Origin of the sequence: Thermorudis peleae (assembly GCF_000744775.1) — a bacterium.
GTDB lineage: Bacteria > Chloroflexota > Chloroflexia > Thermomicrobiales > Thermomicrobiaceae > Thermorudis > Thermorudis peleae.
Map to the genome: position 1 here is coordinate 261,776 of NZ_JQMP01000004.1, position 12,593 is coordinate 274,368.

General features: G+C 60.6%; 15 protein-coding genes. All 15 read right to left on the reverse strand.

Features of this window, described 5'->3' with window-relative positions:
- Positions 1–11 precede the first annotated feature (11 nt).
- The 15 genes from N675_RS11115 to N675_RS11185 all read right to left on the reverse strand — a co-directional run bounded on the left by N675_RS11115 (position 12) and on the right by N675_RS11185 (position 12,584).
- Positions 12–482, reverse strand: coding sequence for a cytochrome c-type biogenesis protein (locus N675_RS11115; RefSeq protein ID WP_051914667.1), 471 nt, complete (start codon positions 480–482; stop codon positions 12–14).
- A gap of 18 nt (positions 483–500) precedes the next feature.
- Entirely contained in the window at positions 501–2,498 is a 1,998-nt protein-coding gene (locus N675_RS11120) for a heme lyase CcmF/NrfE family subunit (protein ID WP_038039983.1), read from the reverse strand.
- A gap of 34 nt (positions 2,499–2,532) precedes the next feature.
- Positions 2,533–2,988 (reverse strand): cytochrome c maturation protein CcmE, encoded by a 456-nt coding sequence (locus N675_RS11125; RefSeq protein ID WP_038039985.1) that lies wholly within the window; start codon positions 2,986–2,988, stop codon positions 2,533–2,535.
- Between the two features lie 19 nt (positions 2,989–3,007).
- A complete protein-coding gene (locus N675_RS11130) occupies positions 3,008–3,451 on the reverse strand; it encodes a hypothetical protein (RefSeq protein WP_038039988.1) in 444 nt (147 codons plus the stop codon).
- A gap of 56 nt (positions 3,452–3,507) precedes the next feature.
- Entirely contained in the window at positions 3,508–4,101 is a 594-nt protein-coding gene (locus N675_RS11135; protein ID WP_038039990.1) for a TlpA family protein disulfide reductase, read from the reverse strand.
- A gap of 92 nt (positions 4,102–4,193) precedes the next feature.
- Positions 4,194–5,492 carry a UDP-N-acetylglucosamine 1-carboxyvinyltransferase gene (murA, locus tag N675_RS11140; RefSeq protein ID WP_038040709.1) on the reverse strand — a complete coding sequence of 433 codons (1,299 nt, stop codon included), beginning with the start codon at positions 5,490–5,492 and terminating at the stop codon, positions 4,194–4,196.
- Between the two features lie 62 nt (positions 5,493–5,554).
- Complete coding sequence (locus tag N675_RS11145; RefSeq protein WP_038039992.1) at positions 5,555–6,010, reverse strand: F0F1 ATP synthase subunit epsilon; 456 nt, start codon at positions 6,008–6,010, stop codon at positions 5,555–5,557.
- 21 nt (positions 6,011–6,031) lie between these two features.
- Complete coding sequence (atpD, locus tag N675_RS11150) at positions 6,032–7,444, reverse strand: F0F1 ATP synthase subunit beta (protein ID WP_038039993.1); 1,413 nt, start codon at positions 7,442–7,444, stop codon at positions 6,032–6,034.
- Between the two features lie 27 nt (positions 7,445–7,471).
- Positions 7,472–8,365, reverse strand: a complete 894-nt coding sequence (locus N675_RS11155; protein ID WP_038039996.1) for a F0F1 ATP synthase subunit gamma — start codon at positions 8,363–8,365, stop codon at positions 7,472–7,474.
- A 25-nt stretch (positions 8,366–8,390) separates the two neighbouring features.
- Positions 8,391–9,926: a F0F1 ATP synthase subunit alpha gene (gene atpA / locus N675_RS11160; RefSeq protein WP_038039997.1), complete on the reverse strand. Its 1,536-nt coding sequence runs from the start codon at positions 9,924–9,926 to the stop codon at positions 8,391–8,393.
- A gap of 22 nt (positions 9,927–9,948) precedes the next feature.
- Entirely contained in the window at positions 9,949–10,539 is a 591-nt protein-coding gene (gene atpH / locus N675_RS11165; RefSeq protein ID WP_051914668.1) for an ATP synthase F1 subunit delta, read from the reverse strand.
- Positions 10,540–10,554: 15 nt separating this feature from the next.
- Positions 10,555–11,058 carry a F0F1 ATP synthase subunit B gene (atpF, locus tag N675_RS11170; protein ID WP_038039998.1) on the reverse strand — a complete coding sequence of 168 codons (504 nt, stop codon included), beginning with the start codon at positions 11,056–11,058 and terminating at the stop codon, positions 10,555–10,557.
- 115 nt (positions 11,059–11,173) lie between these two features.
- Positions 11,174–11,419: an ATP synthase F0 subunit C gene (gene atpE, locus N675_RS11175; protein ID WP_081887076.1), complete on the reverse strand. Its 246-nt coding sequence runs from the start codon at positions 11,417–11,419 to the stop codon at positions 11,174–11,176.
- A 72-nt stretch (positions 11,420–11,491) separates the two neighbouring features.
- Entirely contained in the window at positions 11,492–12,298 is an 807-nt protein-coding gene (gene atpB / locus N675_RS11180; protein ID WP_051914669.1) for a F0F1 ATP synthase subunit A, read from the reverse strand.
- Between the two features lie 16 nt (positions 12,299–12,314).
- On the reverse strand, positions 12,315–12,584 hold the full coding sequence (locus N675_RS11185; protein ID WP_038040000.1) for an AtpZ/AtpI family protein: 270 nt from the start codon (positions 12,582–12,584) through the stop codon (positions 12,315–12,317).
- Positions 12,585–12,593: the final 9 nt, after the last annotated feature.

The window sequence follows — 12,593 nt, forward strand, 5'->3', positions numbered from 1 at the left end:
TGGCCGCCGCCTTACTCGCTGGTTAACCAGCGCTGTGCTACCGCTTCAACATCGGTGAGATCCGTCTCGTCAGCCGGCTGCACTGCGCTCGGGCGCTTCCGACTCTGGAAATAGAGGGTGAGCACAGCGATCCCGATCACGAGCCCCACGACCGGACCCCACCACAGCGTCCAGACAAAGCCTTCCTTCGGCGGATCACGCAGAATGCCAACGCCATAGCGCTGGACAAAGTAGGCCTTGATCTGGTCAGGCGTTTGGCCGGCATCGAGCATCTGCTGGATGAGCTGGCGCATCTCGCCAGCAAGCTGCGAATTCGAATCACGCACGCTTTGTCCTTCACAGACGGGGCAATTGAGCTCATTGGCAATCTTCAGCGCCTCAGGCGAAAGCCCCTCGGCGGCAAACACAGGATACGCTCCAGCAAGCAGGCTGAGGACGACCATGGCCAGCAGAAGCATGAGTCGATGATGGCATTGCCGCATCGCGGCACCTCCTTGTCGCTAGGATGACGTCGCCTGGCTTGGCACAGGCTCGGGCGCAGCGCGGCGAGCCGGCAGCCGCACCGCTGCAACTTGCGGCCAGAACAAGGTTAAGGTTCCAAGAATGTAGACGACACCACCCAGCCAGATCCAGCTGACCAACGGATTGAGATAGACTCGCAGACTTGCCGTGCCATCATTTTCCCAACGGTCGAGCACGACGTAGACGTCTGTCATCCCAAGTGTGGTAATCCCCATGCGGGCAGTTGGCTGGTCTTCATAGTTGCGGTAGAAGAAGCGATAGGTCGTGACGCTATCTTGTTGGCGACCATTGCGCAGAATCGACACCTGCGCCGCAATCACTTCAGCATCGGCGACCCGTTTGTCTTGCAGCCCGTTGTAGACGATGGTATACGGGCCGATCTGCCCCTGCTCGCCAGGCTTCAGGACAAACTGTCGCTCCTGCTGGAAGAGATTGGAGGCGATCACCCCGACGGCAATGCAGAGCATCGCCAGATGCACGATGTAGCCACCGTAGCGCCGGTTATTCCGACGCAACAAGTGCACGAAAGCGGTCAGCACGGACTCATGTGCATTCCGCCGCCGCGCCAGCAGGGCATGGATGTACTCCAAAAGCGTGACAATCGCGGTGAATGCAACGACGGCATAGGCAACTGCGGCAACTGGCTTGCTCAAGAGGGCCAAGAGCGGAACCAGCACAAGACCAGCCCCAAGCAACGGCCAACGCACTTGCCGCCAGAGTGGCCGCCAGGCGGTGCGCCGCCAGGCAAGCAACGGGCCAATCCCCATCAACGCAACGAGGACAAGCAGCAGTGGCCCATTCACCTGGTTGTAGAACGGCGGCCCAACCGTCAGCTTGGTGCTTGAGAAGATTTCGCTAAAGAGGGGGAACACCGTCCCCCAGAACGTCGCAAATGCCATGGCCGTAAGCAGCAAATTGTTGAGGAGAAAGCCAGCTTCGCGCGATGTGACCGATTCAATGACCCGCTCACTCTGCAAGGAGGGAAGGCGATAGATCAGCAGGCCGATGCCGATAATGGTCACGGCAGCGACATACCCTAAGAACCATGGCGCGATGGGCGAGACGGCAAATGCATGGACGGACGAGAGGAGACCACTACGCACGACAAATGTGCCGAAGACGGAGAGCAAGAACGAGGCAAGGAGCAGCGCCAGATTCCAGACCTTGAGCATGCCACGACGCTCTTGCACGATCACCGAATGCAAGAACGCGGTCGAGGTCAGCCACGGCAACAGTGCCAGGTTCTCAACTGGATCCCATCCCCAGTAGCCGCCCCATCCGAGAACGTGATAGGCCCACCAGGCACCGAGCAAGAGGCCGGTTCCGAGGATTCCCCACGCAATCAATGTCCAGCGACGAATTGCCCGCAGCCACTCTGCGCCCAGCCGCCCCGTGATCAAGGCAGCGGCACCGAAGGCAAACGGCACCGTAAAGCTCGCGTACCCAGCAAGCAAGAAGGGGGGATGGAACATCATCCCTGGGTCGCGGAGCAATGGGTTGAGGCCAGCGCCATCCGGCGGCGTCGTTGGCAAGAGGGTGAATGGGCTCGTCACGAAGTTGAGAATAACGAGCAAGTAGCCCATGACGGACAAGAGTGTTGCCGCAACATAGGGAATGAGCGCACGGTCACGGCGTCGATGGAGCACGAGCGCGAGCGAGCCAAGCAGGCCCACGATCATCGTCCAGTAGAGCAGGCTACCCTCCTGGCCACCCCAGAGCGCGGCTAGGACATACTGCGTCGGCATATCACGGCTTGACCGCCCGGCAACATAGGCAAGGCGGAAGTCATGGCGAAGGAAGGCGGTGACCAGTGCAGCGACCGCGATGACGATGAAGGCAGTCACCCCCCAGACAGCACGAATAGCGCTTTCAACGAGTTCCGCAAGCCGCCATCGTGCTCCGACGATACTCGCTACCAGGCCATAGGCTGCAAGCACAAGTCCAAGGAGGAGCGATCCTGCGCCGATCTGCGCCACGGCCTACTCCATTTCTCTCATCGCGCTGCACCCGTCATTGCCCTTGCCCTGGCGTGGCTTGGGCCTGGAACTTTGACGGACACTGCGTCAACAGCGTATCAGCCTCCAGTGGTTGCCCTTGCCGGAAGACACCTTCGACGATCACTTGACGGCCATCGGTAAAGATGTCAGGCAAGACGCCGCTGTAGACGACGGGCAATGTCTGCTGGCCATCCGTAATGGCAAAACGAATCGGCTCGCCTGGGCCACCAGTGTGGATTGAACCAGCGACGACCTGTCCGCCAACCCGGACGCGCTTCCCTTGGACCTCTGCGGCGCGCTGCTGCAGCTCACTGACCGTCACGAAGTATGACGCAGCAGTGCTCTGCAGGCTGGTGTACATGAGGTACCCCACCGCGCCCGCGATGATGAGCGCAGCAATCAACCATCGGACATCGAGCCAGCGCCGTCGCGACCGCTCGACGGGCTGTGCGATCGCTGTCCCCGTCATGCAACTCCTCCTTCCGTCCCTAGCGCTGGAGAACGGGGTACAGTGTGGCAAGCACGACACCAAGGAGATAGGCGAGCGAGCCGAGCGCAACGATCAGCCATGGTCGCGCATCGCCGAATCGGTTGGTGCGCCGTCGCGCCAACGGCCACGCCAACCAAAACGCTGCGACTGCTGCCCCCACCTTGAGGGCAAGCAAGAGTACGTAAGTTGCTGTCCCACGTCCATCGGCCAACCGGTCGAACATCAGCGGCACGCCCGTGGCGAGCAGCAACAACGTCGACGCGCTGGCCCAACGTGCGAACCGTCGCTGAGCCGCTGCGATCACGGCTGGCGCAGCATCGACTCCCTGAGAGCGCAGGGGCCGCAATGCGAGCACGTAGTAGACACCCCCGCCAAGCCAAACTACTGCCGCTGCCGTATGCAGCAGGCGAAGCCCGATGCGAAGAACTGTAGCGAGATCCACCGTTCTGCCGCACTTGCCCTTTTCGCACGCTACCCTCGCCACAAACCCTGGCACACCTACGAGAGTGGTGCGCCGAGGTCACGGATGATCGACTCAAGCTGCTCAACTGACTTAATCGGCCCGGTGTACTTGCCCAGCAACCGGCCATCTGGCGCAATCACAAACGTCTCGGGAACTCCGGAAACGCCATATTCAATCGCCACGTGGCCCGTGCTGTCAAGCGCGTTGGGATAGGCAAGGCCAAACTTGGCGATGAAGTCGCGGGCATCCGCCTCCGACTGTTCCCACAGGTCGATGCCCAGCAGGACAACGTTGCTGTTGGCGTGCCGCTGTGCGAATGCTTGCAGGACGGAAGCCTCGTCCTGGCATGGTGGGCACCAGGACCCCCAGAAGTTCAGGACCACCACTTTCCCACGGTACGAAGCGAGGGAGACGGGTTGACCATCAAATCCCGTCAACTGGAAGTCACCGGCAGTCCGCCCTTGAAAGCGATAGAGTTTGCCACCGGTGTTGATTTTGCCCCCTACGCCCAATTCTGATGAGGCCCGAGGAGATGCAATCGCGTAGGTGACAACACCAAGGAGCCCAACGACGACAAGCGCGACAACGAGCGCGGGCAAGCGACTTCGCAGTGGATGCGTTGTGGCCATCTTCACCGATGACCTTTCGCTCAGCGCCTGCACCCAGGTCGTGCAGGTCTTCACAAAGCAAGTATGTCCCAGCCGAGCGAGGATTGCTAGCGTCAGGATGAGGCGGCAAGGTCGTTGGCGTAGCCGATGTCGGCGCCGAGTGAGGCAAGCTTGCCAACCAGATCTTCGTAGCCGCGACGCAAGTGATAGGCATCGTGAATCCAAGTTTCGCCGTCAGCGACGAGTCCAGCCAGGACGAGGCAGGCACCGCTGCGAATATCGAGGGCTCGCACCGGTGCACCATGGAGCGGCGTCGGGCCTTCGATGAGGGCTTCTTGTTTATCAAGCACCTGAATCCGTGCACCCATCTTGGCCAACTCGGCGGCATAGCGTAAGCGATCGTTGAAGATCCGCTCGACGATTCGACTCCGCCCATGTGCCTGCGTCAGCAACGCGGCGAAGGCGGCTTGCAGGTCCGTTGGGAAGCCCGGGAACGGCAGGGCCTGGATTTCCGTTGCCCGCAGGTGTCCCGTCCCACGAACCAGCATGGACGATTCAGCCCACCATACTTCTGCACCGGTTTCCCGGAGTTTGTAGGTCAACGGCGCCATATCGTCTTCGACGACGTGATCAATAATCACCTCGCCATCGGTCATCGCGGCGGCAATGGCAATCGTGCCGGCTTCGAGACGATCAGGGAGGATCGACGCACGATAGCCGCGCAACCGGTCAACCCCCTGCACAACGAGCTTCGGCGTACCAATGCCATGGATGCGGGCACCCATATCGCGCAGGATGTTGCCAAGGTTCACAATTTCTGGCTCAGCTGCGGCGTTGAGGATGGTCGTCGTCCCCTGCGCGAGCGTGGCTGCCATCAGGACGTTGTAGGTGCCGGTATTGCTTGGGTAGTCCATGTAGATTTCACTGCCGCGCAGGCGCCCAGCCCGCATTTCGTAGGCGCCATCGACGAGCTCAATCGTCGCGCCGAGCTTGGCAAAACCGCGGAGATCGACATCGACCGGCCGGGAACCGAGCTGGCACCCTCCGGGTGGAATCGAACGCGCGCAGCCAAAACGAGCGAGGAGCGGGCCAGTCACTAAGAATGAAGCCCGCATGCGCGCCACGAGCTCTGGCGGCGCTTCAAACGCGTGAATCGTAGCAGCGCAGATCCGCACACGATGCTGCTCAGGGTCGAGGTCAACCGTTGCACCGAGCTGGCGGAGGAGTTCGACCATGACCAGCACGTCTTCGATGATGGGCACGTTTTCTAACGTGCACTCTTCCTCCGTCAGCAACGCTGCTGCCATTGCCGGCAACGCTGCGTTCTTCGCACCCCCAATGGCAACACGCCCATGCAACCGCGTCCGACCACGTACGACGATGCAATCACGCGCTGCTGCAACTACTGCCACGACTTCCGCCTCCGCTGCCGCGTCCATTCATCAGATCGATCGAAAGAAGCGAGCGCCGGTGGCTATTCACCGGCGCCCGGGAACTCCTCCTGTCGCAGGGAAGCACTCCGCCCCCGACGCTTGCGTGCCACTTCTAAGCGCACGACTGCCCGGCGAAATGCCGCTTCTGCCCGCGCACGGTCAATCTCGGTCGTGCGCTCGCGAAGCCGAGCCAACGCACGCTGCCGGGCTTCTTCAGCGCGTGCCTCGTCGATCTCTTCGGCTCGCTCCGCCGTATCGGCGAGAACGCGCACAACGTTGTTGGCCACTTCCAGGAAGCCCCCGAAGATCGCCAGCGACTGCTCTGCGCCGCCTTTCTTGATCCGCATCTCCCCCATCGAGAGCAGGGAGATCAGGGGCGCATGCCGCGGCAGAATCCCGAGCATCCCTTCAGCGCCAGGGGCAACGACCATATCGACGTCGTCGGCTTCGTAGACGAGGCGCTCGGCAGTAATGACCTCGACGCGTAGTTTCGCCATGGCTCGCTCATCTCCTACCGGCTAGCTTTGACGAGCCATCTCTTCGGCGCGTTCCACCGCCTCGTCGATCGTCCCGACCATGTAGAAGGCCTGCTCGGGCAGTGAATCGTGCTTGCCCTCGAGAATCTCCTTGAACCCGCGGACAGTCTCATGGCGCGGGACATAGCGGCCGGGACGGCCAGTAAAGGCTTCAGCGACGAACATCGGCTGCGAGAGGAAGCGCTGAATCTTGCGTGCTCGCGCGACGATCAGCTTGTCTTCCTCGCTCAACTCTTCAACACCGAGGATGGCGATAATGTCCTGCAGGTCGCGATAGCGCTGGAGCACGCGCTGCACTTCGCGGGCCACTTCATAGTGCTCCTGGCCGACCACCCGCGGGTCAAGGATGCGCGACGTCGACGCCAGCGGGTCGACAGCCGGGTAGAGGCCCTGCTCAGCAATTGAGCGCTCAAGCGCGATCGTCGCATCGAGGTGCGCGAACGTCGTCGCTGGCGCGGGATCAGTGTAGTCGTCTGCAGGCACGTAGATCGCCTGCACCGATGTAATTGAGCCACGCTTGGTTGAAGTAATCCGCTCCTGGAGCTGGCCCATGTCCGTACCGAGGGTCGGCTGATACCCCACAGCGCTCGGCATGCGGCCAAGGAGCGCCGACACTTCCGAACCAGCCTGGACAAAGCGGAAGATGTTATCGATGAAGAGCAGCACATCGCGGCCTTCATCGCGGAAGTATTCCGCCATGGTCAAGCCAGTGAGGCCGACACGCAGTCGCGCGCCAGGTGGCTCGTTCATCTGCCCGAAGACAAGCACCGTCTTGTCGACGACGCCCGACTCGTGCATCTCGCCCCAGAGCTGCGTGCCTTCACGTGTCCGCTCACCGACGCCACAGAAGACCGAGTACCCACCGTGCTCAGCGGCAATGTTGCGGATCAGCTCCATGATGATAACCGTCTTGCCAACGCCAGCGCCGCCGAAGACCCCCGTCTTCCCACCCTTGGTGAACGGAGCGATGAGGTCGATCACTTTCAGGCCAGTCTCAAAGACCTCGACCTCCGTTGACTGCTCCTCAAATGACGGGGCAGGGCGATGGATCGGATAGCGCTCAGCGTCTGGTGGAATCGGCCCTTGTTCGTCGATCGGCTCGCCGACGACGTTGAAGATTCGTCCAAGCGTCACCGGGCCAACGGGCACCATAATCGGGCCGCCCGTGTCACGGACTGGCATACCCCGACGTAACCCGTCGGTCGTCGACATTGCCACTGCACGCACCCAGTCGTTCCCAAGGTGCTGCTGGACTTCCAGAACGAGTGGTTCTTGTCCTTCGCGCTCAACAACGAGCGCGTTATAAATCTCTGGCAGATGCCCCGGCGGGAATTCGACGTCGACTACGACGCCTTGAATCTGCACGATGCGGCCTGTTGCAACTGCGGTCGTCATTGGCGTTCCGCCTCCTCCAATACTCCCTTAGGATCCAAGGCTGCCAAGGGCATTCGCACCCGCGGCAATTTCAGTCACTTCGCGAGTGATCTGCGCTTGGCGTGCCTTGTTGTACGTCAGGGTCAACTCTTGCACGAGCTCGAGCGCGTTCTCGGTCGCGTTGCGCATCGCAACCATTCGCGCGCTATGTTCACTCGCAACCGCTTCAAGCAACGCGCGGTAGAGCTGGACTTCGATGAAGCGCGGCAAGAGCGCTTCCAGAACCGCTTGCGGGTTCGGCTCAAAGATGTAATCCGTGATCTCATGCGCCTCGGCTGGCGGCTCAATCGGCAAGAGCTGCATCACTCGCGGCTCTTGCCGCAGTGTATTAATGAAGTGCGTGTAGACGACGAAGACGGCATCGACCTTGCCCTCAATGAAGTCCTGGGTCGCGATCTCCGCGATCGGCCGAATGCCTTCGATCGATGGCCGATCGCCGACTTTGGTGAACTCGGCGATCATCGGCCAGCCGTAGCGAACCAGCCAGTCGCGCCCTTTGCGCCCAACAGCCACGATCTCAAAATCTTCCAGCCGCTCCGGACGCTCATGCGTCATAAATTCGACCGCGCGGCGAATGACGTTCGTGTTGAGCGCCCCGGCGAGACCGCGATCGGACGTGATCATGATGACCTGGACACGCCGGATCGGCCGGCGGCTCAACAAGGGGAACGAGCGCAACAGATCCGCACGGTCAGCAATCGCTGCCAAGTCGGCCAGCATCAACCGGATGCGGTCAGCATAGGGGCGGGCAGCCAACACAGCTTGCTGGGCCCGCCGCATCTTGGAAGCCGACACCATCTCCATGGCGCGCGTAATTTGCGCCGTATTGCGAATACTCCGAATGCGGCGGCGTATTTCTCGTGGCGTAATCGCCTGGGCCATGCTAATCCCTCCCTGACCCGGGCACTTACACGGTCACGCGCGCCTGCGGCGGCGTCCAGATTGCCTGCTTGAACTCTTTCGTCACCGTGTGTAGCTGCTGGATCAAGTCGTCCTTCAGCTCGCGTTCAGTCGCGATCCGCCGCAGAATCTCCGGATGACTCGTGCGCATGTATTCGAGATATTGCCGCTCAAATTCCTGGCAGTGCTCAACCAGGATGTCATCGAGGTAGCCATTGGTCGCCACCCAGATGATCACGACCTGCTCCTCGACCGGAACCGGCTGATACTGCGGCTGCTTCAGGATTTCCGTCAAGCGGAGGCCGCGGTCAATCTGGCGCTTGGTGGCTGGGTCGAGATCAGAACCGAACTGCGCGAAGGCTGCCAGCGAGCGGAACTGCGCTAACTCGAGGCGCAGACGACCAGCAACCTGCCGCATGGCTCGGATTTGCGCATCACCACCGACGCGCGAGACCGAGAGGCCAACGTTAATCGCTGGGCGAATACCGGCGTAGAAGAGGTCAGGCTCGAGGTAGATCTGCCCGTCAGTAATGGAGATCACGTTAGTCGGAATGTACGCCGAGACGTCATTTGCCTGCGTCTCAACGATCGGCAGCGCCGTCAGCGTTCCACCGCCGAGGTCATCGCGCAGCCGGGCTGCCCGCTCGAGCAAGCGCGAGTGCAGGTAGAAAATGTCGCCCGGGTAGGCTTCACGCCCCGGCGGACGCCGCATCAGCAGCGAGACTTGGCGATAGGCCCAGGCATGCTTGCTCAAGTCGTCATAGACAATCAGCGCGTGCCCGCCGCTCTCCATAATCTCTTCGCCCATCGCACAGCCAGCGTAGGGCGCAATGTACTGAAGCGGGGCGGGATCAGACGCAGTCGCGGCAACGACGATCGTGTGCTCCATGGCACCGTAGCGTTCAAGCGTTGCGACTGTCTGGGCAACCTGTGCGCGCTTCTGGCCAATGGCAACGTAGATGCAGATCACGCCCTGGCCCTTTTGATTAATGATGGTGTCAATCGCGATTGCGGTCTTGCCCGTCTGACGGTCGCCAATGATCAACTCGCGCTGCCCACGACCGATCGGGATCATGCTGTCAATCGCCTTAATTCCGGTCTGCAGCGCCGTATTGACGTTCTGGCGCTTAACGACGCCAGGAGCAATGCGCTCGATAGGCCGGTATTTGTCGGTCTGAATTGGGCCCTTGCCATCAATTGGCTCACCGAGCGCATTCACCACGCGCCCAACCAACGCCGGGCCAACCGGAACCGAGGCGATCCGACCGGTCGTCCGGACCTCGTCGCCTTCTTCAATGCCGGTGTAGTCGCCAAGGATGATGACACCAACCGAGTCTTCTTGCAGGTTGAAGGCAATACCGATTACACCCGTTCGGGTGAATTCGACCAGCTCGCTAGCCATCACATCGCGCAGGCCATGCACAGTGGCGATACCGTCGCCAACTTGCACCACATGGCCAACGCTTGAGACGACCATTTGGGAGCCGTATTGCTCAATTTGCTGTTTGAGAATTTCGGTGATCTCCGTTGCACGGACTGACATAGGCCCTCCTTACTCTTGGATGTTAGGGCTGCTCTGCAGCGTTCGCCGAGCGACCATCAGCAGCGATGCGTATCCCGCCAGCTGTCACGAGTTGGCGATGGAGTTGCTGGAGTTGTGTCCGAATGCTCGCGTCAATCACTTGATCGTCAACCTGAATGACGACGCCACCGAGAATCGCTGGATCGACCTGCCACGTGATCTGAAGCCGATGACCAAGCAAGGCTTCCAGCTGTTCTTGCACCTGCGCTTGCTCATTGGGCCCGAGCTCGACCGCAGTGGTGATGGTCGCCTGGACAATGCCCTGATCAGCTAAGGCCAGATCGGTAAATGCCGTGATGACATCGTCAAGCTGGTGCAACCGTCCGCGCTCGAGCAACAGTACGAGGAGATTCCGAACGTACCGCTGCTCCTGCGCTGGGAAAAGCCGGTCGAGAACCTGCACTTTGGCATCAAGTGGAATCGCAGGACTCTCGAAAAACTCGCGGGTTTGGGCATCAGCAAGCGCTTCACGAAACGCTTCGAGCGCTCGCTGCCATTCAGCGACAGCACGATGCTCCTTCGCAACTGCGAAGGCAGCCTGCGCGTACCGCCGGGCAATTCCTGCAACTGGCATAGACCGCCCCGTCCCCTATCGCCGTACGCGCCCGTTCGCGACTTCGGCAAGCGTCTCTTCGATCAACGCAAGCTGATGCTCGCGATCCAGTTGCTGGCGAATGATCTTCGAAGCCGCAGCAATCGCCAGGTCAGCGACATCGCGCCGCAGCTCATCCCAGGCCCGTTGCCGCTCAGCAGCAATCGCTTCCTGGGCTTGCGCAATGAGCTGCGCCGCTTGCTGCTGAGCCTCTTCACGAGCGCGGGCAATGAGTTGCTCAGCGCTCTCGCGAGCACTTGCGACAATACGCTGTGCCTCACGCCGCGCCTCATTCAAAATCTCTTCGTTGCGCGCCTGGGCCTCGGCGAGCTCACGCTTCATGCGCTCAGCAGCCTCGAGCCCCTCCCGAATCCGCGCCTGCCGTTGATCGATCATCCGCGTGATTGGACCGAGGGCGTAGCGCCAGAAGAGGACAACGAAGATGATGAAGGCAATGAGTTGAACGAGGAAGTTTTCCCAGCTTAGTCCAAGGGCGCCCATATCGTTCCCTTCAGCCCCCTCCTGTACACACCGGTATTGAGGATAGCAGGCAATGCCATGTACTGCATGGAAAATTGGCGTGCCGAGAATTCCCGGCACGCCACCACGTCCACGTTTAGAGCACGAATGCGATGATCAGCGCAATCACGAAGGCGTAGATTGCGACTGCCTCAGCCAGTGCCGCACCGATGATCATGTTCAGCTGCACCGCACCAGCAGCTTCCGGGTTACGGCCAATCGCGCTCAGCGCGCCATAGACGGCAATACCGATACCAATACCCGGACCGAACGCCCCGAGGCCAATCGCCAATGCCGCTGCAAGCGGTACGACGACTGCGGGATTCGTAATATTGGAGAGCACCGGTTTAACCTCCCTTCACCATTCCCTTGCGCACGCTAAACAAACCACGCGCCCACTCGATCACAACAGCAATCAATGCCCAGCTTCACCATGGCCATGGGCTTCACCAGCCGCCAGCACAATGTAAATCAGCGTCAGGATCGAGAAGATGAGTGCCTGAATAAATCCAAAGAGCACTTCAAGGTAGAGGAAGATGACAGGAACGAGTAACCCGACAACTGTGATCTTGATGGCATTGGCAATGGCGTACATCACCGTCATGAGCGTCTCGCCAGCGAAGATGTTGCCGAAAAGACGGAAGCCAAGCGAGACGATACGCGAAAGCTCACTAATGACTTCAATGGGGAAGATGAAAAATGGCGTAGCCATATGCTTGAGCCGACCACGCACGCCTTGACTCCGAATGCCAAGGATTTGGAACGTGAGATAGCTCAAGAGCGCCATCGAAAGCGTCATGTTCAAGTCAGCGCTTGGGGAGCGAAAGAGCGGGACAATGGCAACAGTCGAGCCGCCGTGCTGGCCTGCGGCCTCGGCAATCTCCCGCTTCAGACCAAACGTACCGACACCAGGCAGAAGCCCCGTGTAATTCGCCACAATGATGAAGATAAAGAGACTGCCGATCAGCGGGAAAACTTGGCGACCAAGGCGCTTCCCGGCACTTCCCTCGACAACCCCCAGCAGAAATTCGACCACCATCTCAACAACTGACTGGAGCCGACCGGGGATAAGTGTTGCCGAGCGGGCAATCAGCGCACCGCCAAGCACAAGCACGGCCATGACAACGAGCATTGTGAGGAAGGAGTTGGTGATTCGCAACTCACCGCCCGGGAAGGGCAGCGTCCAGAGCGTTTCTGGGGCGACTTCAATATGCAGCTCCACGGAGTCATCTACTCCTTCATGAGCCCTGACCGCCGTCGCGTCGCTTCCCTGGCCGAGTTGGCCGGCCCAGGCTCACCAGCTCATAGAGCAGGTACCCCGCCGTTGCCAGGCCAAGCACGACGCCAACCAGTGTGAGCCATGGGGCCGTGCCGAGCCATTGGTCGAGCAGGACACCGCCGCCAATACAGAGGATCAGGCTGATGACGACCGAAAATCCGAGTCCGGTCGCCGTCCCGATGGCCTGCCAATCACGCGGGCTTCGGCGCGGCGGCCGCCATCCACTCACGATCGCGCA